General features: G+C 61.4%; 17 protein-coding genes and 1 pseudogene. 12 read left to right on the plus strand and 6 right to left on the minus strand.

All coding sequences use genetic code 11. From position 1 onward, the window contains the following. Nucleotides 1-70: 70 nt before the first annotated feature. From EJP69_RS14225 to EJP69_RS14250, 6 genes are all read left to right on the plus strand, one after another. Complete coding sequence (locus tag EJP69_RS14225; protein WP_126470752.1) at nt 71-10,054, plus strand: two-partner secretion domain-containing protein; 9,984 nt, start codon at nt 71-73, stop codon at nt 10,052-10,054. Nucleotides 10,055-10,059: 5 nt separating this feature from the next. After that, on the plus strand, nt 10,060-10,608 hold the full coding sequence (locus EJP69_RS14230) for a hypothetical protein (RefSeq protein ID WP_126470754.1): 549 nt from the start codon (nt 10,060-10,062) through the stop codon (nt 10,606-10,608). A gap of 72 nt (nt 10,609-10,680) precedes the next feature. Beyond that, nucleotides 10,681-11,301: a hypothetical protein gene (locus EJP69_RS14235; RefSeq protein ID WP_126470756.1), complete on the plus strand. Its 621-nt coding sequence runs from the start codon at nt 10,681-10,683 to the stop codon at nt 11,299-11,301. 11 nt (nt 11,302-11,312) lie between these two features. Beyond that, nucleotides 11,313-13,043 carry a ShlB/FhaC/HecB family hemolysin secretion/activation protein gene (locus EJP69_RS14240; RefSeq protein WP_126470758.1) on the plus strand — a complete coding sequence of 577 codons (1,731 nt, stop codon included), beginning with the start codon at nt 11,313-11,315 and terminating at the stop codon, nt 13,041-13,043. Nucleotides 13,044-13,288: 245 nt separating this feature from the next. Further along, the gene (locus tag EJP69_RS14245) at nt 13,289-13,588 is read left to right on the plus strand and encodes a hypothetical protein (RefSeq protein WP_126470760.1); all 300 of its coding nucleotides are present in this window, start codon (nt 13,289-13,291) and stop codon (nt 13,586-13,588) included. 120 nt (nt 13,589-13,708) lie between these two features. After that, nucleotides 13,709-14,149, plus strand: coding sequence for a hypothetical protein (locus EJP69_RS14250; RefSeq protein ID WP_126470762.1), 441 nt, complete (start codon nt 13,709-13,711; stop codon nt 14,147-14,149). A gap of 48 nt (nt 14,150-14,197) precedes the next feature. Here the strand turns inward: EJP69_RS14250 and EJP69_RS14255 are convergent, their stop codons facing one another. After that, complete coding sequence (locus EJP69_RS14255; RefSeq protein ID WP_126470764.1) at nt 14,198-14,683, minus strand: hypothetical protein; 486 nt, start codon at nt 14,681-14,683, stop codon at nt 14,198-14,200. A 238-nt stretch (nt 14,684-14,921) separates the two neighbouring features. On the opposite strand from EJP69_RS14255, the gene EJP69_RS14260 reads away from it, so the two are divergent. Then, nucleotides 14,922-15,188 carry a hypothetical protein gene (locus EJP69_RS14260; RefSeq protein WP_126470766.1) on the plus strand — a complete coding sequence of 89 codons (267 nt, stop codon included), beginning with the start codon at nt 14,922-14,924 and terminating at the stop codon, nt 15,186-15,188. A gap of 128 nt (nt 15,189-15,316) precedes the next feature. On the opposite strand, the gene EJP69_RS14265 is transcribed toward EJP69_RS14260, so the two are convergent. Then, nucleotides 15,317-17,293, minus strand: coding sequence for an SMI1/KNR4 family protein (locus EJP69_RS14265; protein WP_126470768.1), 1,977 nt, complete (start codon nt 17,291-17,293; stop codon nt 15,317-15,319). 112 nt (nt 17,294-17,405) lie between these two features. Here EJP69_RS14265 and EJP69_RS14270 point away from each other — a divergent pair, with 112 nt between their 5' ends. Continuing rightward, complete coding sequence (locus EJP69_RS14270) at nt 17,406-18,011, plus strand: hypothetical protein (RefSeq protein WP_126470771.1); 606 nt, start codon at nt 17,406-17,408, stop codon at nt 18,009-18,011. Nucleotides 18,012-18,148: 137 nt separating this feature from the next. Here the strand turns inward: EJP69_RS14270 and EJP69_RS14275 are convergent, their stop codons facing one another. From EJP69_RS14275 to EJP69_RS14295, 4 genes and pseudogenes are all read right to left on the minus strand, one after another. Beyond that, nucleotides 18,149-19,108: a WD40/YVTN/BNR-like repeat-containing protein gene (locus EJP69_RS14275; protein WP_126470773.1), complete on the minus strand. Its 960-nt coding sequence runs from the start codon at nt 19,106-19,108 to the stop codon at nt 18,149-18,151. A gap of 115 nt (nt 19,109-19,223) precedes the next feature. Further along, complete coding sequence (locus tag EJP69_RS14280; protein WP_126470775.1) at nt 19,224-19,676, minus strand: hypothetical protein; 453 nt, start codon at nt 19,674-19,676, stop codon at nt 19,224-19,226. Nucleotides 19,677-19,849: 173 nt separating this feature from the next. Further along, nucleotides 19,850-20,109 (minus strand): annotated as a pseudogene (locus EJP69_RS14290) (Mu transposase domain-containing protein); the annotation flags it as partial. 157 nt (nt 20,110-20,266) lie between these two features. Then, entirely contained in the window at nt 20,267-20,560 is a 294-nt protein-coding gene (locus tag EJP69_RS14295) for a helix-turn-helix domain-containing protein (protein WP_126470778.1), read from the minus strand. Between the two features lie 373 nt (nt 20,561-20,933). Between EJP69_RS14295 and EJP69_RS29630 the strand changes: the two genes are divergently transcribed. The 4 genes from EJP69_RS29630 (at nt 20,934) to EJP69_RS29480 (ending at nt 23,747) form a co-directional block, all read left to right on the plus strand. Then, the gene (locus EJP69_RS29630) at nt 20,934-21,347 is read left to right on the plus strand and encodes a zinc ribbon domain-containing protein (RefSeq protein WP_186475849.1); all 414 of its coding nucleotides are present in this window, start codon (nt 20,934-20,936) and stop codon (nt 21,345-21,347) included. Nucleotides 21,348-21,383: 36 nt separating this feature from the next. Next, entirely contained in the window at nt 21,384-22,613 is a 1,230-nt protein-coding gene (locus tag EJP69_RS29845; RefSeq protein ID WP_240652142.1) for a toxin-antitoxin system YwqK family antitoxin, read from the plus strand. A 185-nt stretch (nt 22,614-22,798) separates the two neighbouring features. After that, nucleotides 22,799-23,146, plus strand: a complete 348-nt coding sequence (locus tag EJP69_RS14310; protein WP_186475848.1) for a DUF2958 domain-containing protein — start codon at nt 22,799-22,801, stop codon at nt 23,144-23,146. A 145-nt stretch (nt 23,147-23,291) separates the two neighbouring features. Then, complete coding sequence (locus tag EJP69_RS29480; RefSeq protein WP_170217064.1) at nt 23,292-23,747, plus strand: hypothetical protein; 456 nt, start codon at nt 23,292-23,294, stop codon at nt 23,745-23,747. Nucleotides 23,748-23,801 lie beyond the last annotated feature (54 nt).

Consider the following 23,801-nt stretch of genomic DNA (forward strand, 5'->3'; position numbering starts at 1 on the left):
CGATAATCGAAATTGACGCTTTTTGATACAAAAGCGCCAAAAGCACTCAAAAATTTCAGGGAGTCAGGGCATGAATCGCCAGTTTCATCGTGTCGTCTTCAATGCCGCCAGAAGCATGCGGATGGTGGTTCAGGAAACTGCCACGAGCACGGGCAAAGGGGCGAACAAGGCGACGAAAGCATCTGGAAGCGCGCCGGCCAGCGCCGCGGCCCTCGCCCCCGTGCTGATTGGGGCTGCGTTGGCGGCCATGCTGACGACATCCGCATACGCCCAGATCGTCGGCGCCCCGAATGTTCCCGGCAATCTTCGTCCCACTGTCTTGGTCGCACCCAACGGCGTCCCGCTCATCAACGTGCAGACCCCGAGCGCAGCAGGTGTCTCGCGCAACGTCTACAACGCCTTCAACGTCGGGACCAACGGTGCAATCCTGAACAACAGCAGAACCGCGGTACAGACGCAGCTCGGCGGCTTTGTCCAGGGCAACCCCAACCTCGCAACGGGTCCTGCGCGCATCATCCTCAACGAAGTCAACGGCGGCTCTCCCAGCCAGCTTCGTGGCTACATCGAGGTCGGCGGCCAGCGCGCGGAAGTGGTGATCGCCAATCCGGCAGGGATCAGCGTGGACGGAGGCGGTTTCATCAACGCTTCACGGGCGACACTTACCACCGGCACGCCGCAGTTCAATGCGATCGGCGGCCTCGACAGCTTCCTCGTTCGTGGTGGAACCATCACCATCGAAGGGGCCGGCCTCGATGCCAGCAAGACCGACTACGCGGCCATTCTCGCGCGCGCCGTGCAGGCCAATGCGAGCATCTGGGCGAGCGAGCTCAAGGTTGTGACTGGCGCAAATCAGATCAGCGCCGATCACACGCAAATCACTCCGACTGCCGGCACAGGCTCCACCCCCACCTTTGCTCTGGACGTGGCCGCACTGGGCGGCATGTACGCCAACAAGATCGTCCTGATCGGGAGCGAAGCCGGCCTCGGCGTGCGCAATGCGGGCAGCATCGGTGCTGGTGCTGGCGGTCTTGTCGTCACGGCGTCAGGCCGTCTTGAGAACACCGGCACGCTGGAAGGCCAGCGCGTCGAACTGACCACGCCCGGTGATATCTCCAACCGCGGCGGCACGATCCGCCAAGCCAGTTCGGCAGGCCTGACCATTGCCTCGCCGGTCTTGAGTAATACCAATGGCGGTGTGATTGGTGCCGAGCCCGTGAGCGTCAGTGCAAGCAGCGGTGGTACGAGCAGCGGAGGTTCGAATGGCGGCGGAACAACGAGTCCGACCAGCGGCGGTACGACCACGCCATCGACCACGGGAGGCAGCGACACGGGTTCTAGCGGTACATCCACGCCAACCACCTACACCCCGCCCGCACCGGGCGCCATCACCGCTGGCGGGACCATCTCCAATGATGGCGGCAAGATCTACGCGGGTGGTCTCATCACGCTCAACACGCCGCAGATCAACAACGCAGGCGGTTCGCTCAATGTCGCGACGATGGCCGTTGCAGGCCCGAGTTTCAGCAATGCGGGCGGCACGCTCAATGTCAGCCAGAGCTTCGGTGCGAACGTCGGCTCCTTCGACAACACGGGTGGCAAGCTCAATGCGGGCAGTCTGAGCATCACCACCACTGGTGATCTGCTCAACGTAGATGGCACGCTCACGAGCGCTTCCGATGTCAATCTGACGGTGGGGGGCAATGGCGACAACACGCGCGGCACCATCTCGGCTACCGGTGCGCTGACTGCGAGCTTTGCCGGCGCAGTTCAGAACACCTCTGGCACGCTGGCCTCGAACCAGAATCTCAATGTCGCTGCCCAGTCCCTGAACAACAGCCATGGCAACATCTCATCGGCAGGCAGCAGTGTTCAGCTCGCCATTGGCCAGCAACTCTTGAACACCGCGGGGCACATTGCCAGCGGCGCGAATCTCTCGGTCCAGACTGGCAGCCTCGATGGCAGCGGCGGCAATCTGCAGAGCACGGGCGATATGACCGTTGCGGCCAGCCAGGCGCTGACTTCCACGGGCACCAACATCGCAGGTGGCAACGCCACGTTCAAGGGCGCTTCTGTCGACCTCTCCGGTAGCCAGACTGGCGCCGCCAATATCGCAGTCACGGCTGACCAAGGCAACGTAACCACCAGCGGTGCCACCGTCGCAACGCCGGGCACGCTCGCCATCACGGCCAACGCGCAGCCTGCTCAGGCATTGGTGAACAACGCGGGCCAGCTCAATGCCGCCCAGTTGCAGATCAACGCCTCGAACATCGCCAACACCAACAGCGGCCAGATCGTCCAGACGGGCACTGGTGCGACCGTTCTTGCCGTCAGCGGCAGCATCGACAACTCGAATTCGCATATCGCGACCAATGGCCAGGACCTGAAGCTTCAGGCAGCGTCCATCACGAACACGGCCGGCAAGATCGACCATGCCGGCACCGGTACGCTGACCATCGCGGGAGGCAGCTTCAACGGAGCAAGTGGCGCGATCACAGGTAACGGCGCATTGAACGTCAGCCTGACCGGCGCCTTCAACCAGGATGCGGGCACCGCCTACGCGAAGCAGATCGATATCACAGCCGGCTCGCTGAGTAACCAGAGCGGCGGCAGCATCGTGCAGGCGGGCACAGGCACCACGACGCTCAACGTTGGCGGCTCTCTTTCCAACAACGCGGGAACCATCGCAAGCAATGGCGCGATCGTCGCCAACGCAGGATCGATGACCAACCAGGGCGGCAAGCTGCAGGCAGCAGGAACGTCAGACCTGAACCTCACCGTTGTCGGTCAGCTCGACAACTCCGCGGCAGGCAAGATTTCCTCAGGCGCGAATACGAGTGTCTCGGCCGGGAGCCTCAAGAACGACACTGGCAGTCTGACCGCTGTCGGCAACCTGGATGCAACTGTCTCGGGTGTCGCGACGAATGTGGGCGGCACGCTTGCGGCCAATGGCAACACGACGCTGACAGCAGCCAGCCTGGACAATAGTGCAGGTACGACGGCAGCCGTCAGCGGCGACCTAAAAGTCACGACCGCAGGCACCACCACCAACACCGGCGGCACTTTGCAGGCTGGCGGCTCGACCACGCTGAGCAACGGTGGCTTGAGCAGCGCGGGCGGCAAGATCTTCGGCAACAGCCTGAGCATCGACGCTCACGGGGGAGCGTTGGACAACAGCGCCAAGGGAACCATCGCTGCGACCACCACCGTCGATATCAAGTCTGGAGCGCTCAACAACGACACCGGTCTTGTCCAATCGGGCGGGGCGATGACCATCGACACCAACGGCCTGGCGCTCACCAACACCAACGCAGCCGGCTACACGAATGGCCAGGGCGGTATCACGAGCGCTGACACTCTGACGCTCAGAGCAGGTTCCGTGAACAACAACTCAGGCTTTATCGGTGCCAAGGGAGCTCTTACTGCCACGACACAAGGTTCGCAGGGCTTTTCCAACACCGTCGGCGGAAAGCTCATCGGACAGGCAGCGGTCACGATCAACACCAACGGTGCGAGCTTCGAGAACAGCGGTGGTGAGACTCAGGCGGTCGGGACCCTGACGGTCAATGCTGGTGCAGTCAAGAACGTTGGCGGCCTGCTGCGCTCCAGCGATACCACTACGCTGAATGCAGCGAGTGTCGACAACGCCAACACCAGCGGCACGAACCAGGGCATCGAGGGCACGAACGTTAAGATCAATGCCGCTGGCCTGGGGAACAAGACCGGAGCTATTCGCGCCGCACAGAATCTCACGCTGACCAGCGGCGGCACCGTGGACAACTCCACGGGTGGTCTGCTGTCTGCGGGCGATACCCTCAAGATCGTCGATCCGAACGCAGGGAATCCGGGTGCAAAGACGCTCAACCTGGTCAACAGCAGCGGCACCTTGACGGCGACGAACAGTCTCCAGATCGACGCCGCCAAATTCAGCAACGACGGGAGCTTCGCGACTGGCAAGGACTTATCCGTCGCGCTCACGCAGGACATCGTCAACAACCGCGATATCAGCGTGAGCGGCAATCTCAGCTATGGCACCACCGGCCACCTGACCAACAATGCCAAGCTGCTCGCAGGTCAGACGCTCGCGGTCAACGGAAATGTGATCGACAACACCGCCACGGGCGAGATGTCGGGCACGAACACCGTCGTCAACGTGGGCACCCTCAACAACAGAGGATTGATCGACAGCCAAGGCAGCACGCAGGTCAACGCGGGAACGCTGAATAACATCGGAACAGGGCGCATCTATGGCAACGCCATTTCGATCAGCGCCGGTACGCTGGTGAATGAGGTCGAGATCGCCGGGGGCACGACAACGGCCGCGACTATTGCCTCGCGCGGCGACCTCGATATCGGCGCGGGCAATCTCACGAACCGTGAGCATGCCTTGATCTTCAGCAGCAACAACATGGCCATCGGTGGGGCTCTCGATGCGAACCGCAAGGCCACGGGCCAGGGCGGCACGCTCGACAACCTGAGCGCAGACATCCAGTCGCTGGGCAACATGTCCATCTCGATGGCCAACGTCAACAACCGCGATGTGCACATCCAGTTGGGCACGCCCACCTCGGTCTCGAGCGTCGCGGTCGGTATAGCACCCGTCACGCCGATGGGCAGTGGTGTGGGGCGGACTACGCAGTACACGATGGACGAGGTCAACCTCGATCCTGCCAACGGGTTCGTCTACCGAAAGGACACGGGCGAGTTGGTAGGCATGGGGGGATATGGCGTCTGGACCAACAACATCACCACTGTCACTGACACGGCCGTCAACGCCGATCCCGCGCATCTGATCGCAGGCGGCAACATGACGGTCAATGGTCGCCTGTACAACCAGGACAGCCAAGTGCTTGCGGGCGGGACCATCACTGCCAACGACTACCAGTCCAGCCAGCTCACCGGTTCGGTGAACGTGTCGGGTCTGGCGAGCGTGATCGACAACAAGGGCCAGGTGCAGGCCGTCAATATTCCCATTGTGGCCGCCCCGCAGAGCATCGCATTGGGCGCCTACAAGTACCAGCAGAACCTCAATGCGACCACGGGCTACAACGCCGGCAGCGCCGTCAAAGGGTCTGGCAGTGCGGCCGGTGGCGGGGCTGGTGGCGCAAGCGGCGGTCCTGGCGCGGGAGTCATCGTGGAGGTGGCCGCCGATGTGGGGACGGTAGTAAGTGCGGGTGGCTCTGGGGCTAGCGCATCCGGGGGAGCCAGTACCGGCAGCACCCAAACTGTACCTGCGGTGGTGCGCACCAGTACACCAAATCTGAACGTGCCTCAGGCTAGCCTGTTTCGTACGCAGGCGGGCGGCAACTACTTGATCGAGACGGACCCAAGGTTTGCGAACTACCGCAATTGGCTCAGCAGCGACTATCTGCTCAACAGCTTTGGACTCGACCCGAACAACATCCTAAAGCGTCTGGGCGATGGCTTCTACGAGCAGCAACTTATCCGCGAGCAGGTTGCTCGCCTGACTGGGTATCGATATTTGGGCGGCTTTAACAACGACGAGGACCAGTATGCGGCGTTGATGAATGCCGGCGTGACCTTTGCGAAACAGTACGGGCTTCGTCCGGGCGTGGCGTTGACTGCCGCTCAGATGGCCCAGCTCACGAGCGACATCGTCTGGTTGGTCGAGCAAACCGTCACCTTACCCGATGGCTCCGCGCAGAGGGTGCTTGTGCCGCAGGTCTATGTGCGGGTGCAGCCAGGCGACATTGACGGATCGGGGGCGCTGTTAAGCGCGGACGCAGTAAAAATCAAGAGTTCGGGCGATGTAACGAATAAAGGCACCATCGCCGGCCGCTCACTGGTGTCGATCACTGCCGATAACGTCAACAACCTTGATGGGGGCCGAATTGCGGGAGGCAGCGTGGATATCGACGCGCGCACCAACATCAACAATATCGGTTCTGCGATCACCGCCAGAAAAACTGCTGTACTGACAGCAGGCGGAGATATCAACGTGCAGACCACGACGCGATCCCTTGGCGCAAGCACAGCCATCGATCGTGTAGCAGGAGTCTATGTCACCAATCCGGGGGGCATCTTGCTCGCGTCCGCAGGCCATGATGTAAATCTGGTGGGGGCCGCCATGATCAGTGCCGGCTCATTGGGCGTTGGTGCCGGACACGATATCAATCTCGGCACCGTCACCGAAGGCCATACGCTTGTATTCAGCGCACCAGGTGCAGCGGGGATTTCTTCGGAAAGTCGCGAAGTAGGCTCCGTCATACAGGGGCAGGACAACGTGCGCTTGGCCGCTGGCAACGATGTCAACGTGCGAGCGGGTGCTGTGCAAAGTGTGAATGGTGGATTGGTTGTCACCGCCACCAACGATATCAACGTCACTTCGGGGCAAGCAACGACAAATACCGCATCGGCCACTCAGAAGTCCTCCAAGAGCCTCTTCAAGAAGAGCAGTTCTAGCACCATGGACACTAGTGCCACCACCGAGGTGCTTTCTAGCAGCCTGAGCGGCAGCAGTGTCATGCTGGTGGCCGGCAACGACATCAAGCTGCAGGCGGCACAACTCCATGCGGACGATGCGATGAGCCTGTCTGCAGGCCGTGATATCAACCTCACGACTGCCAATCAGACCGACCTGGAATTGCATGCAGCGCAAAGCAAGACCAGCGGCACTGCATTTGGCATGGGCCTAGCCGCCGCAACGTTCATGGGCGACGTCACAGCAGTCGCGATCGCGGGCAACAAGAAATCTTCCAATCATGCCGATGCAAGTATCTCAACCCAGGCTATAGGCACCACCATTTCGGCTGGAAGCCTGCAAACGGTGAGCGGACGAGACACGACGCTGCAGGCGGCGACCGTCGTGGTGGACAAAGACATCACGATGGTGGCTGGACGGAACCTGACCGTGGAGAGCGCTCAGAACCAGCGGATTTCGAGCAGTTACGACGCCAACAGCAAGTCAGGGATGATCGGCCAGTGGTACAACCCCGCGATCGGCAACGTCAAGGGCTCGCAGGCCAATGCCGAAATCAGTACGACACAGCAGGCCAGCCAAGTCGCCAGCCTCCAAGGCAATGTGACTCTGGTGGCTGGCAATGAGTACCGCCAGACGGCCAGCAGCGTCTTGGCTGCAGGGCAGGCCGGCCCGCTGGTGGGGGGCGATGTCAACATCCTAGCCAAGAACGTCGTGATCAACGAGGCGTACAACACCACGCAGTCGATCACTCTCGACAAGAGTTCCAGCACCATCGTAGGCGGCAGCGCGAACTTCATGGGGGTGGGCACCGACACTCTCAAGGGGGGATCCAGCACGATCAAGGCCATGGGCGACATCGGCGGCGACGGCCGCATGCAGGCCCTTGGTGCCATCAATCTGGCTATGAGCGGCAAGCAGGCCTATGACGCCGTGCAAGCAATTGGCGGGACAGGTCCGCTGAGCTATGGCGTCAGCGTCAACGTGAGTCGCAACAGCAGCCAGAGCACAAGCTTCACCAACACCAGTGAGGCGGTAGGTTCCAGCGTTGTAGGTGCGAACAACGTCAACATCGTGGCCACGGGCGGCGACAAGGATTCGAATATTCGCGCCGTGGGCTCCACTATCGCTGCTGGCAATACCGTCAACATGGTGGCGGACAATGACATTACCTTGGAGGCCAGCAAGAACACGAGCGTGACGGTAGGCCAGAACTCCAGCCGTGGCGCCAATGTGGGCGTGACTTTCGGTGCAGGTGCTCAAAACGGCTTCAGCATCCAGTTGGGCGTGCAGAGCGGCAAGGGCAGCAACAATCAGAACGACACCACGTACAACTCCACCCAGGTTTCCGGTGGCAAGGCGGTGAACGTCTCCACAGGTCGCAACCTCACGCTCGACGGGGCGACGATCGAAGGCAACCGCGTGACGGCGGATGTCGGAGGTGACCTGAAGATCACCACCTTGCAGGATGTGAGCGTGGGTCAGAGCCGGCAGTCCAGCGGCGGCTTTGGAGTGAGTTTGTGCATTCCGCCGATCTGCTACGGCGCGGTGGCCTCCGTCAGCGGCAGCGCGGCAGGCGCGAAAGCTGAGGGTATCTTCGTCAGCCCGGCCGTGCAATCGGGTATCAAAGCCAGAGATGGCGGCTTTGATGTGAAGGTCGCGGGCAACACTGACCTGAAGGGTGCGGTGATTGAGAGCACGCAGGCAGCGATCGACGGCAAGAAGAACAACTTCAGCACGGGTGGTGCGCTCACCATGACTGACTTGCAGAACGTGAGCCAGTCAAGCGGCAGCAGCTACTCGGTCAGTGGAGGACTGAGTGTGGGCTACACCACGGCGCCGACCGCCGCCACGGAGACGGCGCCTGCCAGGGACATGACGGCATCGTGGACTGGGCCGAGCAATCGCCCCAGCGGGGCTGCGGGCGTGGGTAGTTACAGCGGCAACAACCAAGCCAGCGTCACGAAATCCGGCATCTCGGGCATTGCGGGCGATCAGAGTGTGCGAACGGGGGACAACAGCAGCGCCGGCACGTTGATCAAGGACTGGAACACCCAGGCCATCGTCAAGAACGTCCAGGCACAGGCTCAGATCACCCAGCAGTTCAATCAGAACGCGGCGCGCGAGATCGGAACCTATTCGGACAAGCAGCGAGATGCTGCCTTGGCGCGTGGAGATAAGGCCGAGGCCGCGAAGTGGGACGAAGGTGGGGAATACCGAGTGGCTGCACATACGGCGGCAGGTGCCTTGGGCGGTGGCGTTGCTGGGGCGCTGGGGGCTGGTGCCAGCGCAACCCTGATGCCGAGGGTGGGGCAAGCTATTGCCGACCTGGATCTTCCAGCGCCGGTGGCGCAGGCTGTTGGGGCGGCGACCGCTGCAGCGATTGGAGGCTTGGTCGGTGGAGCACCAGGCGCAGCGAGTGCCTACAGCATCGATATCAATAATCGACAGCTGCACCCGACACAGGGAGATGCGATTCGAAGTCGTGCTCGATCACTTGCAGGCACTGAGGGGCTGACCGCTGAGCAATGGGAGTCTAGGCTAACTCAGGAGGCGTTGCGCCTGAATGACTCGACCTTTGCCGATCGCTATTCGGAGGATGCTGGTGCAAGAAATATTCTTGCGGTGATCCAGAATTCCGGCGGCCCACGAATGGATTACTCGGGGACTGCGGAATATTACGATCCAGCGATAAATTCTCAATACTTAGGGCAATTGGCGACTCTTTATGGCAATGCCGGAAAGATGCAAGGCACAAGCCCGAATCTGAATGCATTGACATATGCATTCGCCAACGCTACAAGTAGTCCGACCTTTTCCAATTTGTCAAAGACCGAGCAAGTCAGCGTGCTCGGCCAATTGATGATGTACTCCGACCTGCTCGCTGCTATGCCACAGGCAAGTGCCGCCGACAGAGCGGTCGCTGATGCCGCAACACGAACAGCTGCGGCATGGGCCAAGCAATCGGGTGCAATTCCTGAGAATTTCAAAACTGCGGCGGATTCACGTCAAGGACAGCAAATCACAATGAGTTTGCTGATCAATGGTCGCTATGAAAAAGACTCAACGCCTACAAACCAGCGCCCATTTTCGGAGTGGACAACGGCGGAGCGGCAGGCAGCAATTGACCAAATTCAAGGGGCATTGCCAGAAGGCATCGCGCGTCGCCAAAATCCATCAACCTTGACGATGGAGAGAGATGGAACTTTGATTCTAAGTCGTGTCGGGGGTATGCCCACGCCAGCGCAGCGGGAGCTCGCAAATCAGATTTTTGGGGAAGGCAATGTCAAATTTGTTGCCGGAGGAAAATCTGCAAATGCTGATGGAGAGGCGGGACATCATTCAGAGGCCCGCGGCATAAATGCAGCTGAAAATCCGGCAGGCGCAATTCAAGTTACCAGTCACTATGCTTGCGATAGCTGCGCTGCTCGTCAAGCGCTGGCGAACGTGATCAATCTTACTGGCACCGCAGCGGCCAATGGAGGCGTTATTGGACGGCCTTTGGATTTGACGACAAAATTGCCAGGTGCGGGGACTACAATTGGTGTGTCCATTAACCCCGTGATTACCCTTCCTGTTATCCCGGCCGCAATAGAACAAATGCGAGGTGGTAAGTGAGAAAGATGTTGAAGCACCTAGCGCATGTACAGGAGAGAGCATCCAAGCTTTCATTTGAGCAGGCACGGGTGTTTTGCCTGCTATGCGCCGAGCGACAAAAATTTGCTTATGACAAATCGACAACAGTGGTGCGCCCTGAAGACTCTGATCGCGCACGTGAGTACTTAGATGCTCTTTGGCAGCAAAGAGTGCCACTCGAGCGAGTTCCCCTTATCGAGGCGACATTTGATGCGGAGGATGCGGCGGCCAACTTTGTTTATGCATTGGATGCCATCACTGAAATAAATTTGGTTAACTATCCTTTGTCTTGCAAGGTAATTGCTGAATTCTCTATGAATATCTTGGATTCGCTGGCTTATTCGGTGTTGCGACTTCCGGTTGGAAGTGCCGGTGATGAGGCGGTTGATTCGAGTTTATTTGTTGCAACCGAGATCGCTCGTCAAAGCCAGGACTTGGATGAATTGGCGCATGCGGTATTGCCTATAGATCTTGAGGCATTTAAGGCAAAATCGCAGATCGATCTGACGCTAGGTGCGTGGTTCTTAGAAGATTAATTAACTTGATGTGCGTCTGTCGCGAGTCAAGGAATGCGCCCGCGCGAGAGCGGTTGCCATTAGAGGGAGTACATGAAGAAATCGACAAAGCGGGCTTGTTATTTCGTAGTGGCGCTAGGTTCTGCCACGATCGCAATGACCGGTTGCACATACTCGCAGATCAACCCCGAAGCTGCAGCGGCAGACTTGCGTGCCGACACCGGCTACAACGAATTGAAGGAGATCGAGCCAGGCACCGCCAAGCTGGTTATGCGCACCTTCGGCGCTGCAGGCACGACGTCCAATGCCCAGTTCGCCGTCAGCATCGCCGAAGCGCCGTGCAAAGACTTTCAACATCTGGGCGCCGCTGCCTATACGGGCAGCGGCATCGTCTACCCATGGATCGCACGCGCGACACGCGTTGGCACGCGCGCCAGCCCCTACCTTGCGCATGACGCGACACCGGGGCAGCCCATCCAGGTGCGGGGCATAGGCAACTGGAGCACAGGCGGAGCGAACGTGGCCTACCGCGCTGGCAGTTGCGGTCCGGTGACCGTGAGCTTCACTCCTGCAGAGAACCGTGCCTATACGGTCGAGTTCGTTTGGGGAGAAAAGATGTCTTGCCGTCTCGCTGTCATGGATGCGACCAATCCCGAAGCACCTCAACCCGCTGAGGCTCGGGACATCGCAGGCTGTCCCGCATCTTCGCGCTGAACACCGTCGAGATGAAGAGTCATGTACTGGCGGTGACAGCTGTCGCGGTGCCGTTTCTCGCGGCTGCCCAGCAATCCCCATCAACGCCGCAACCCTTCGTTGAACAGCAACGTCAACAAGAGCGAGAGCGTGCCCTTCGTGAGCAGAACGAACGCACTATCGACCAGCGTCCACAGGCTGCGCCGCCCGCTCCGGCCCAGCGCATTCCTGAATCCGAGTCGCCGTGCTTTCGCATCGATCGCGTGCTGCTGGTTGGTGAGCAGTCCGAGTCTTTCCGATGGGCCGTCGCAGATCTCTCAGGCCCTGAGGGCAATGATTCACCCGTGGGCCGCTGCCTCGGCACGGCGGGTGTCAACGTAGTCCTCGCACGAGCGCAGCAAACCGTCATCGCCCGCGGCTTTGTCACCACCCGAGTCCTCGCCGCGCCGCAGGATCTGTCCACTGGCACGTTGACACTCTCTCTGGTGCCTGGTCGCATCGCATCCATTCGGACGACACCCGATTCTTCGTCTACGCTGCTCGGCAGTTCTGCCTTGCTGGCCACAGCTATCCCCGCGCGCCCCGGCGACCTGCTGAACCTGCGCGACATCGAACAAGGCCTCGAAAACCTCAAGCGCACCCCCACAGCCGAAGCCGACATCCAGATCGAGCCTTCAACCGCCCCCAACGCCAAGCCCGGCGACAGCGACCTCGTCGTCAAATACGTCCAGGCCAAGAAATGGCGCGTCACCCTGAGCCTGGACGACAGCGGAACCGAAGCCACCGGCCGCTACCAGGCCGGCGCCACTCTGTCCCTGGACAATCCGTTCGGCCTGAACGACCTGTTCTACGTCAGCGCCAACCACAACATCAACAACCATGTCTTCGGCGACCCGGCCAAGGGCACCGAAGGCCAGACCGTTCACTACTCGTTGCCTTACGGCTACTGGCTGCTGGGCCTCACGGCCTCCAACAGCCAGTACCACCAGAGCGTCGCCGGCCTGAACCAGGACTACGTCTACGCCGGCAAGACCAACAACGCCGAGGTCAAGCTCTCGCGTCTCGTCTACCGCGACCAGAGCCGCAAGACGAGCATCGCGATCAAGGGCTGGCGCCGCGAGTCGCGCAACTTCGTGGACGACACCGAGGTCGAGGTGCAGCACCGCGTGGTCGGCGGCTGGGAGCTCAGCCTCAATCACAAGGAGTACCTCGGCGAGGCGACGCTGGAAGGCACGCTGGCCTACAAGCGCGGCACTGGCGGCTTCGGTTCACGCGTCGCGCCGGAAGAAGAGTTCGGCGAGGGCACCTCGCGCCTGAAGCTCTACACCGCCGACATCAGCCTGAACGCACCGTTCAAGCTGGGCGAACAGAAGCTGCGTTACTCCGGCCTGATCCGCGCTCAGTGGAACCGCACGCCGCTGACGCCGCAGGACCGCTTCGCCATCGGCGGCCGCTACACGGTGCGCGGTTTCGACGGCGAGACGAGCCTGATGGGCGAGCGCGGCTGGCTCATCCGCAACGACATCGGATGGGCCGTGGGTCAAAGCGGGGCAGAGCTGTACGTCGGTGCCGACTATGGCCACGTCGGCGGCCGCTCGACGGTCGATCTGCTCGGCCGCAGCTTGGCCGGGGCCGTCATCGGCGTGCGCGGCCAGTGGAGCAAGCTGAGCTACGACTTCTTCGTCGGTGCGCCGATCAGCAAGCCGGAGGGCTACCGTACCGCGAAGGTCACGCTGGGCTTCAATCTCAACGCAAGCTTCTGATGGGGCTTGGTCCAAGATTCACTTGTACGCCGAGCCCGGGGTCTTGCGTGCTCGCTTGGCGCGTCGGTGGCTGGCTGGCTGGCCTAGGGCTTGTCATGGTTGTCTCGGCCTGCGCTGGTCCGACGAAGCTGTCTTCTCCAATCACGGCCGCGGAACAGCGTGCCTCTCAAGAGCTGGTGGCCCGTTGCCTTAAATCGAGCAAGCGGGACGAGGCTGCAAAATCTGCGTGCATGTTTCTGCGAGACATGTTCGGCACCGACGGCGTTCGGTGGGCCGCATCTCATCTGAACCCCGATGGCTCTCTACGTGAGAGCCGCGCAGTGTTCGATGAGGTCTTGCGCAAACGGGCCGGTTTGGAGCAGCGCAGATGCATGAACTCGTGGCTGGCCAGAGAGCAGGAAAAAGGGCCACTCAATCTAGATCCTGCGTTGCTGGCACCAACCCAAGCTGTTTGCTTCCTTGCCGGCAAGCAATTCTTAGAAGGCGCTAGTGCCTTGGCAGACGAAGCAATCTCGAAGCCGCAGCTTGAGAGGACGACCAAGTGATGGTCGCGCGCAGAAGCGGTCGGAGCGCTGTTGCATCAGTTCAGTGAAATGTCTGCCGGCAGTCGAGGAGCAATAGCTTCGATCGAGAACGATGAGGCACGAGGAAGGAAAAGAATCGGTATGAATAGAAAATTCAATGTCGCCATGGGGCTCGCGTTGGCCGCGGCAATGCTCGCGGGCTGCACTGGCTCGCCTTATCGCGTCCCTGGCACTGAGGCGCAACCATTGTCCAACCTCGCCATCATCAAGTCCGGGCCGCGAGGAGCCACCTATTTCTTTTCGGTCGATGGCGAAAGGGTCCCGCACGTTCTTCGACCTGTGGACCGCTGGGAACTGCCACCTGGCGAGCATGCCGTCGTGGTCGGACTCAGAACGATTCCGCAATTCCAAGCGGACACGATTCCGATGAGATTCGTAGCGCTACCAGGAAAGACCTATGTGATCCAGTACGAAGTCAAGACTTCGTGGGGCCGTGGCACCTGGCGCGGATGGATCGAAGACGAAAGCGGTGCGACTGTTTCCTTCTCTGACAGCGCCCAGTCAGTCCCCAAAAGCAAGTAGAACAACGGCTCCTCATCGAATTCGGCTGTGCTCGGATTCAGTCTCAACTCAAGCTTCTGATCTTCCATGCCCCTGGGTGTGCCGAATCCTCTGGCCATGTACGGTATCCGGCGTGCCAAAGACCGCTGGGAGGTCTGCGTCATGCGCGACGGACGGCGACACCGCAAGGTCTTCATGTTCAGCACGTACGGTGAGAAAGCTGGACTCGCAGCCGCCCAGGCTTGGAGAGACCAAGTCGTAGTGATGTATCCAGCCCTGACTCGGCGTGAGCAGGCACAGCGCGCTCGTATCGATACGAAGGACAACCTTCCTGGGATCTTCTGCCGCCGCGACGCTGACGGTCGTCCCTTGCTGTGGACCGCGCACACGCAGTGCGCGCCAGGGAAGAAGTTGCAGAAATCGTTCAGCGTCAGCCGCTATGGCGACGATGCGAAGGAAATGGCTATTCGAGAGCGCGAGCGACAGCTGATGCAAATGAACGGGGTTGTCTTCGGACTGCTGGACGCCGAAGGGCGCCGACTTCTGGAACAGCATGTGGCCAAACCGGATCCCGTCTTGATCGAGCCAACGAAACCCGGTAGGCGATAACCTATTCTGGAAAAGTCGCAGCAAACGCTTACAGGGCCACGCAGGAAGCTCTCATAAAAACGGGGAAGGCGAGCTTCATGCAGGCGGTCATGATGGACATCGCCGATGTGAGATCCCAGTTCGGAAACAAGTACGATGCCGTCATTGCCCAGTACCTAGCCTGGGCGAAATGCAAGGGCTTCCTATGACCGTCAACACGGCTCCAGCTTGGCATCTCCGCCTTGCCAATCTTCGCGATCAACGCCCTTCCCGGTCCCGTGACATCGCCCTGAGTGCGCTTGTTGACGAAGACTTCGATGCCGCTGATGAACAGAATATCGAAGAGCTCTTGCTCTCGTTTGTCGCGGATGTCGATACTTCGGTTCTGCAGTCATTCGAGAATGACGGCACAGTCCCGGATCCCCGTGCCTTGGAAGCGCTTCGCGTAATCTTCGGCGGACAACAAATCTAACAATTGGGTCATACGTTACTCACTCTTCCACCTTCGGTGTCGCACCCTTCCCGGATGCAGCCTTGAGGGGCTTTCCCGAACATTTGTAATGCGCATCAAGTTGGGCCTGTAAGTGGCGACCCGGGCCCCTATTGCGTCCGCAAAGCGCCAGCCGAAATCCGGTACTTCTTCTTGAGCAGGTCCCGCGGTGTCTTTCCTATATGGTTGCGAACCTCCCACGAGGCCCCCATATCGATCAGCTGTTGCACGCTGGGCAAGTCGTGCTCGCTGTCGACATATCCGACCATGAGGTGCAGCGCCGTGTTGCCGTGGGCATCCTGCGCGTCAATCTCCAACCCCCAGCGGACCAGCTGGGGCCACAGTGCGCGGGAATGGGCATAGAGGCGCTGCCCCTGCTCCACCGCGAAATGCAGGCAGGTCTGGCCCCGAGCATTGCGCCAAGCCGGATCGAAGGGCAGATGTTCAGCCAGCAGCTGGGCGCATGTGAGATGCCTGCAGTATGCCCAGGCGTTATTCCCCAGTGAGTCCGCCAGGGCCGGATCGGCCCCGGCCGACAGGAAGGCCTGCACGGCCTCGGCGGGTGCTGCCTCCGACCATTCACCCAGCACATCCTGCAAAGGGGTGGTGACCGTGTCACCGGGCGGAGGGCGGGAAAAGTCGTTCACATCCAGGCCGTGATCGGTCAGTACCTTGATCTGCTCCGGCGAGCGCGCATGGTGCATGGCCGTGCGACCTTGCAGGTCCCGCAAATGTGGATCGGCGCCGGCAGCCAGCAGACGGGCCTGGCTCATGGGGCCTGTGCGCATCAGCATCGTGGTCGACGCCCCTCTGGATGCGGCGTCCCACCCTACGTTGGGATTGGCTCCCGCAGCCAGCATGGCGTCGAGTACAGCGAAGTACTCGTCGTCGGACAGCTGTTCAGCATCCAGCAGCCGGTGCAGGGCCGCGAAGCGCTCTTCGGGCCAGGGGTCGATGCGGGCGCCGGTGCGGATCAGCCACAGCAGCGTCGGGGCGCGCGCCGTGGTCATGGCGGCCACGAGCGGTAGCTTGTGGGACGCGAGCGAGGCACCATGGCGCAACAGGTACTCCAGCATCGCGAGGTCGTCTCGCTTAGCGGCAAGGACCACGGCCGTGTTCTCGTCGTTGTATTGATCGTCCAGGTCCGCGCAGTCCAGCCGGGCACCCGCGGCGATCGCCGCTTCGGCCGCCTTGATGTCTCCGTTGATCGCGGCCTCGAGCAATGCGAAATCGGCCGACGTGCTCGCACGTACGGGCTGGGGGCGCATCGCGCCCTCCTCGGGGCCGTACGCTGGGTCGTCGGCCAGCCACATGCGCCAGCGCTCGGCGGCAGGGCCTGCAGTATCCAGGCGCACGCGCTCGGGTCCTTCGTCGGCCGTGAACAGATCCCAGCAATGCCAGGTCGAGCCCACACAGCCCAGTGCCATCCAGCCACCGAGGAATTCGAACAGGTCGGCAGCGAGCACATGACCGTGCAGACCGTCCCGTTCATGGCTGAAATAGCGCACGGGCTGGCGAGCAGGGTCGTCGCTGCTCAGGTCCAGCACCAGCAGATCGCCGTTGGGCAGGTGCAGGAATGGCAGGTGCCGATCCCAGAGCACCCGCATCGCGGTGGCCTCGGCATCCTCTTCGTTTTCCCGCAGGTCCTCCACCCAGCTCTCAACCCAACTGGACAAGGCTTGGCCGGTGGGGTCGATCTGCTCCACGTCCCAGAGTGCTCCTGCGCCGCCTGCGTAACAGGCAGCGAACTTGCCATCCGGCTCGTCTTCGGCCGAGGCGCGCCAGCCGAAGGTGCAGGCCGAGGCGCGGGTCAGCAGCCAGCGCAGTTGCGCGGGCAACAGGCGTCCCGTGCGCCGCATCAGTTTGGCATCGAGTGCTTTCAGCGTCTTTTCGGAAACCGGTGCACCGAATGCCAGCGGCTCGATCTGCCAGCCGCGGCTGCTGGCCACTGACTCCATGGACGACAGCTGGTCATTCCAGGTCTTCCACAAGCGCTCGAGCCCGGGTGCGTCGTCCAGCGATGCTGAGCCGGCAGAGCGCCAGGAGAGAACAACGGGAAAGCGTGCGGCGCTCTTGGGTGTCGGCATCGGAGGAGTGTCGCATTATGGCGGCCTGCCCGATACTCGGGTCGAGACGTCACCATGAACGGACCTGCGGCATACCGCGGGCGCTGTCGATCTGAACGAGTCGAGAAATTGAATGCGCCTGGAACTATCTCCAACCCGTACCAGCGGATTGGCGGCCATCACAAAGGTATTGCTGGCCGCAGGCATCCTGCTGGGCACACCTGCATGGTCTGAGCTTGCATCCGCGAAGGGTGCCGGAAAGCCGGTTGGCGCCTGGCGGAAGTTGCAGCCTGGGTCTTGCACGCTGCTGGAAGCGAAGGACCGAGACCGCTTACCAGCCGCGTGGAGGCCTTACCTGGCGGCAACCCGCCGTTGCGGACTGGCGGCGCCCGATGCACGGCCGCAGGTGGCACTGGTCACCATCTTTGCATCCGTCTACTACGAAGGCAGGCCGGCCAACGCGCCGTGGGAGAGCTTCCCGACACCGTTGCTGGTGGACAGCGAGTTCCGCTGTGTCGGCGGCATCGATCAGCTCTTTCCGTGGGACCAGCCGGCCATGCTCGAGCTCAGGCACGGGCGTTGGTTGGACGGCATTCCGCAGGAGATTCGCGTCCATGTCGACACGCCGGGCGTCGGTGGGTCGTATGACCTTCCCACGCTGAGCTGGAATGCCGAACAGCGCCGATACCAAGCGGTCGGCAAGGCCGATCGCAAGGCGAACCCATGTCAACAGTCATGACCTCGGCCTGGGGCCGGCTCAAGACTTCAATGCGCGTGCTGGGAAGGTAGCTCGTCAATCAAAGTCCAAGCAAAGATGAATCCGGAGATTCGTCGGACGGCAGGCTTCGGAAGCCAGCGCCTTTCCGGCGGCCTGATTCAGAACTTGCTGCGAGTCCAGGGCGTTGCCTGCTTGGCCGGGTCATGCACGATGTACTGCATGCGGGGCGCGGCGGGCTCGGTGAAGAACACACGGCCTCGACCTTCGAACGCACCCGCCGTCTTGAAGTTGTCCTTGACGATGCGGACCTCGCGTCCGAAAAGCTCCGCCACGCCGTCCCAAGCTGCGAACAACAGGCGATCGCCCAGTGCCGCCACGTTGTTGAGTTGCATGGGATAGCGACCAAACTCCGTGAAGCCCGCGGCATTGCCATGCAAGAGCCGTCCGTGGATGCCGGATGCGCAAACCATCACTGTCCGGTCAGGCAGCAAAGCGATTCCGCCAAGCGATTCCCCTTCCGTCGGTGTCCCGGGAATGGGCAGATTGCGCCACCGCTTTCCGTCGTAGTGCAGCAGCGTGCCGACAGCACCCACCGCGTAGACATCATCGGCTGCATGCCCACGGATGGTCCGGATCGTCTGGTCGGCCGTGCCGTCGCCGTCTCGCGTCTGGGTCCATTGCTTGCCATTCCAGTGGTACAGGTGGCCGCCATGCACGCCAACATGAACGTCGTCGTCCGCGCTGCCCCACATGGCGGTGACATTGGGGGGCAAGCCTTTGACACGGTCGCGTGGCAGGGTCGAGACCGTCCAGGCCGGCCCTCCGTTCAATGCTTCGTACGCCAGGTCTCCCTCGGCCGCAGCCCACCCCGTCGATGCGGTGGTGCCCACACGCCCGTCGGCGCTGCCTACCCAGAGGCTGTCGGCAGGAGACACCCACAGCACACGAAGCGCATCGTTGGTCGAGAGGATGTGGAGGGCCTGATCGCCGGCCTTGCTGCCGGGGGCGAGCCGATAGAGGCTTCCGACCGCCGCACCGACGTCCCCTGCAGGGTACGCCAGGCCCATGAACACGATGCCTTCGGTGGTCTCCGCGACCTGATTGATTTCCCTTTGCAAGCCCGACTCCTTCAAGCAACCCTGGTGCTTCGTATCGTCTCGTCGTGGACATCGACGCGCAGGACAACGGGAGCGTCGCCCGCACACCTGCCCCCCAAATCGTTGAAACGCCGCCTCAATCCTTCATGGGGAACGAGACCAGAACCGTCTTCACGGCCAATTCGTCGTTGTAGTCGACCTTGACCTGCCGGCCGTCCTTCATCCAGATATCCCAATAGACATCGCCATTCTCTTCCTCGGTTTCGTGCGGCTCACCGAAGGCTGCGAGCGCCTCGCTGCGGTTTCCGACCGGGCCGGACGAGAACGGAACGGATCCCAGATAGGCGGAAACCTTTGCCGCCCCATTGGGGTAGTAGAAAACGCCACTCATCGCGTACGGGCCGGTGCCGATCGGATCGCGATAGTTTCGGAAGAAGAATTCCCTTGGCGTGAACGCGAGCGCGACACCCAGCTTGTTCAGCTGGATGAAATCGATCGTCAACTCCGCCAGCTTCTTCTCGGAGAGCGCTCTGATCGATCCACCATGAGCCTGGACCGCGTCGATCACGTCGTTGTCGGTATTGGTCATTCCGACTAGTGCAAACAGTCGTTCCGCATTCATCTGCTTTCTCAATTGTTCCGAATCGATCCCGGATAGCTTAGTCCACGCAACGGCCAGTTCACCCGGACCTCGGCACCTGCAGCGCGAGTTCGTCGCGTACAGGCTGCGCCAGGCAGAGCAGCGACGGTCCGAGGTCCTGCGCGATCGTGTCGATCGACTCCTGCGTTATCGGCGACGAACACGACGATGCTTGGATACAGCCGCGTGCTAACCATCTGTCCGGCCAACTCGCACGGCACCGAGTAACGGTTGCGCGCCACCGAGACCAGGCAGGTGCCCGACACTCGCGCCGGTCCTCCACGTAGCCATCGAAGGGCTCGGACATCGGCATCAGGTGAGGCCGCTCGTGCTCGAGCACCTCGGCCACGCTGAACTGGCTGTGCTTGGGATGTCCCACCTCGGATCCTTTGAGCAGCGTACGAGGCGAGATATACGCCGCGCCGTCTTGATGACCGAGTCGGCCGCCTCTGTACAACCTACTACGGGGGAGTTGTCTGCGCTATTCGAGCATGTCCGAAGCTTGAGTGCTGCACGGTGCCCAAAAGCAGGCTCAGAATTCAAACGCTAGAACTAGCTAAAGCGCTTTCTGTCGCGGCCATCAGGTCAGCGCTGCTCACGCCCAACGCTCTTGCAATCTTGAGTATCAACCACAGCGAAGGCTGATTGGTTCCGCGCTCAATGCTGCTGAAGTGAGTTCGCTCGATGTCGGCCATATGTGCCAATGCCTCTTGGGACAGACCGACTTGCTTGCGGAATCCGCGTACCACTATCCCGAAAGCCTTCGCACTTTCCTGATTGAAGGACACCCTGCCTCGAGGCCGGCCGCCGCGAGAGAGCATTGGTGTGGACATGCCCCAAGGGTTTCAAAGTGTATGCCTATAATCCACGGGTTAATAACCACATTTGCAATTTGATCTGTCTCATTCCCTACAGGTCGAGTGGTTCAAGGGCTTGTTGGGCAAGAGAACGCAGACGACTGATCGCCGACAGTGGTCCGAAGAGGAGTTTGCGGTGTATGGGTGCGCTTTGCCTTGTTCCTTCCGTCTGCGGCAGTGGTTTTGACGTGTAGATCTGCAAAAAAAGCGATTCAAAAAATCTTGAGTCACATATGACTTCTGTGACCTCGAAGGCGGCTGCGTCTTCTGTTCGGTCGTCATAGCGCGTGCGTTGGCAATCTATCCAGCGCCGGCCGCCTTTCAAGAAACAACCAGAGGAGAAATCAGCATGACCAACTTCGTCCACTGCCGCGGCTGCGGCCACGAGATCCACGAAACCGCCCCGACATGCCCCAAATGCGGCGCACCCCAAGCCGTCACGGCACAGGCACCGCTGGCGACGCAAGCTTCAGCAGGCTCGTCACCCGGCCCCTATGGCTCGATCCCCTGGTTCCGCCAGCGCTGGGCGCTCGTCTGCATGTTCCTGGTGTTCCCGCCGGCTGCGGTAGTCATCGCCTGGAGCGGGGAGATCTACTACCTCGTCGGCACGACCATCAAGACCTTTCCGAAGAGCGCCAAGATCGTCATGACCATCATGACCGCGCTGCTTCTGATCGCTCTCGCCTCCGACGAGGAAGCTTTCCAGGGCTTCGCGGGGCTGGTGCTTGTCGGCGGCGCCATCGGCTTGTCGCTCCGCAAGTGAGCCAGGCGGCCAACCACTTCCTTCCTTTCGCACACCATGAAAACCCACATCCAGGCGCTTCTCGCGCCGTGCATGTCCGTGGCCGCCGCACTCCTGCTGGCCGCCTGTGGTCCCTCGACCTTGGAGTTTCGCAATGCGGAGATCGTCCAGGGCAAGTTTTATCGTCAAGGCGCCGATAAGCCTTTCAGCGGCAAGATCGACAACGTGCCCAGTCACACGATCCTCATACGCAAGGAGTTCGACACCATCAGCACGCTCCCCACCAACGTGCTGGACAAGGCGGCCCCGGGCGTTCAGCACAACGCCCTGGGCCAAGTCTGCGAAGTGCGCGTCGACGAAGGCGTCCTGGACGGAGCCACGACCTGCACCACGGGCGCAGGGAAATTCAAGGCCTATGAAATGACGTTCGATCAAGGTGTGCTCACCGGCGAATTCAAGTTCTACTTCCCGGGCACGAACAAACCCGAGGCAGTGGTCCGCACTGACCACGGCGTCCTTGATGGACGGTCCGTCGTCTATGGCCCGGAGAGCGGTCGAGAGGTCTACAACGCGACTTTCAAGCAAGGAAAGCTTGCGCGGACCGAGGAAATCTTCGACGACCAGACCGGCAAGCTCGTGCGCCGCACCCCAGTCGAAGACGGCGCCATCACGGGCGAGATCGTCGAGTACACCAAGCATGGCGCCCAACTGAGTTACCGAGCGAACGTGCAGATGGGGCTGAAGCACGGCGTCGAGGAGAAGTTCATTGAGGAGTCAGGAATTCTCGAATATCGCCAGAACTGGGTGATGGGCAAGCTCGATGGCGAGGTCGTGCGCTCGAAGCGCGATCCCAAGACCGAGCGAACCGTGAACGAGCAGTACGTCGCTGCGCGCTACGAGAACGGCAAGCTGGTCTACGAGGCAAATGCCCGAGAGCAATATATCCCTGACCAGGAGCAGATCGCAGAAGACGCTCGCCAGGAAAAGATCCGGGCTTGCGTCAAGGAGCGCCGCGACAAACTGACCCAAGAGGGGCGAGGCTTCTACGCTGACTCAGCCATCGGACAACTCACCGCCGAGTGCTATCACGCGGTGGTCGCCGCCACTTCGAACACATCAGGCACGGCACTCTCATCGGGCACGGAGCCCACCCCAGCCAAGCTCCGGAGCTGCGTGGATACGCGGATCGTCGCTTTCCGCGTCCAGCACGGCGAGGATGAAGTGATTACCGCTGACCAGCTCGGTGAATGGGAGGCCGAGTGCCGCAGTGGCAAACGCCCGGGCTGAGCCGCGGTCTCGATCTTTCAACCCTTCTCAAGCCGCCTTCGGGCGGCTTTTTCGTTTCCGCACCACCCCTTCGCCCGGCCGTCTGGCTGGGCGCTATGCCGCCTGCCCATCCGTACGGCGCGCATTGACTCTTTCCCAAACACCAAAGTGCCCGGTTCATCTGGGCAAGTCTTACGGAGATCCCCATGGAACTTATCACCCCCGAGTTGCGCCAGCTGCTGCTCGCCAACGGCGCAGCTTCGCGCGACAACCCGCACTTCGATCCGCACCCGGTGGTCAAGTGGTTCAACCCCTGCGGGGCTGCCACCTGGCTCATCACAGAACTGGATCCCGGCGACGAAGACCTGGCCTACGGCCTGTGTGATCTTGGTCTGGGCACTCCCGAGATTGGAGTGGTGTCCGTGCGCGAGCTGTACTCGATCCGCCTGATGGGCGGTGCTCTTGGTGTAGAGCGCGACCTGCACTGGAAAGCCAACAAACCGCTGAGCGAGTACGCACGCCTGGCTCGTTTGGCAGGGCGCATCGTCGATTGAGCTTCTCTGTCTTCCTTTCCCCACTCCATCCAAGCAATCCCTTCGGCGAAGCAGCCCGGCACGACCCGCGTGGTCGGCCGGGCTTTTTGCTGTTGGGCCATCCACCTCCATTCATCGATCCACCACAAGCAAAGGAACTCACTTCTTGACCTATCTCCAATGTCCCAACTGCGGCTCCGATCGCATCGAAGCGAGAGACATCGGCCAGCGAACAGGTGGCACCTTGGGCGGCCTGGCCGGCGCGGCCGGCGGCGTTGCCGGTGCGCTGCGTGGTGCCCGCGCCGGCTTCACCGCCGGCATCGCCTTCGGTCCAGCCGGCGGCACCCTGGGCACCGTCATCGGTGTCGTGCTCGGCGGGCTGGGCGGTGGCGCGCTCGGCACCGAGATCGGCGCGATCTTCGGCCGTGTGATCGACGACCGCGTGCTCAACAACTGTCGATGCGCCGCATGCGGGCACACCTTCAGCGGCCGGCGCGGCGCCGAGCCGCCGTGGCCCGCGTCCGACTCGTTGTCTCCGTCGCCGTCCCCTTACCGACCCGAAGGGTCTGGGCCGGGCATGGATCCGTACGACGCGGATCCCGACGATCCCTATGCCCAGTGACGTGCACCCATCGGCTTTGCGCGTCCTTCAACTCTTCTTCGCTCATTCAAGAAA

This window comes from Variovorax gossypii, assembly GCF_003965815.1.
Lineage (GTDB): Bacteria > Pseudomonadota > Gammaproteobacteria > Burkholderiales > Burkholderiaceae_C > Variovorax > Variovorax gossypii.

What these genes read in the sequence shown, in the direction of transcription:
- EJP69_RS14225 (WP_126470752.1), top strand. Translation starts at nt 71, where the DNA reads ATGAATCGCCAGTTTCATCGTGTCGTCTTCAATGCCGCCAGAAGCATG.
- EJP69_RS14230 (WP_126470754.1), top strand. Translation starts at nt 10,060, where the DNA reads ATGTTGAAGCACCTAGCGCATGTACAGGAGAGAGCATCCAAGCTTTCA.
- EJP69_RS14235 (WP_126470756.1), top strand. Translation starts at nt 10,681, where the DNA reads ATGAAGAAATCGACAAAGCGGGCTTGTTATTTCGTAGTGGCGCTAGGT.
- EJP69_RS14240 (WP_126470758.1), top strand. Translation starts at nt 11,313, where the DNA reads ATGAAGAGTCATGTACTGGCGGTGACAGCTGTCGCGGTGCCGTTTCTC.
- EJP69_RS14245 (WP_126470760.1), top strand. Translation starts at nt 13,289, where the DNA reads ATGTTCGGCACCGACGGCGTTCGGTGGGCCGCATCTCATCTGAACCCC.
- EJP69_RS14250 (WP_126470762.1), top strand. Translation starts at nt 13,709, where the DNA reads ATGAATAGAAAATTCAATGTCGCCATGGGGCTCGCGTTGGCCGCGGCA.
- EJP69_RS14255 (WP_126470764.1), bottom strand. Translation starts at nt 14,683, where the DNA reads ATGCTGTTCCAGAAGTCGGCGCCCTTCGGCGTCCAGCAGTCCGAAGAC.
- EJP69_RS14260 (WP_126470766.1), top strand. Translation starts at nt 14,922, where the DNA reads ATGACCGTCAACACGGCTCCAGCTTGGCATCTCCGCCTTGCCAATCTT.
- EJP69_RS14265 (WP_126470768.1), bottom strand. Translation starts at nt 17,293, where the DNA reads ATGCCGACACCCAAGAGCGCCGCACGCTTTCCCGTTGTTCTCTCCTGG.
- EJP69_RS14270 (WP_126470771.1), top strand. Translation starts at nt 17,406, where the DNA reads ATGCGCCTGGAACTATCTCCAACCCGTACCAGCGGATTGGCGGCCATC.
- EJP69_RS14280 (WP_126470775.1), bottom strand. Translation starts at nt 19,676, where the DNA reads ATGACCAATACCGACAACGACGTGATCGACGCGGTCCAGGCTCATGGT.
- EJP69_RS14295 (WP_126470778.1), bottom strand. Translation starts at nt 20,560, where the DNA reads ATGTCCACACCAATGCTCTCTCGCGGCGGCCGGCCTCGAGGCAGGGTG.
- EJP69_RS29630 (WP_186475849.1), top strand. Translation starts at nt 20,934, where the DNA reads ATGACCAACTTCGTCCACTGCCGCGGCTGCGGCCACGAGATCCACGAA.
- EJP69_RS29845 (WP_240652142.1), top strand. Translation starts at nt 21,384, where the DNA reads ATGAAAACCCACATCCAGGCGCTTCTCGCGCCGTGCATGTCCGTGGCC.
- EJP69_RS14310 (WP_186475848.1), top strand. Translation starts at nt 22,799, where the DNA reads ATGGAACTTATCACCCCCGAGTTGCGCCAGCTGCTGCTCGCCAACGGC.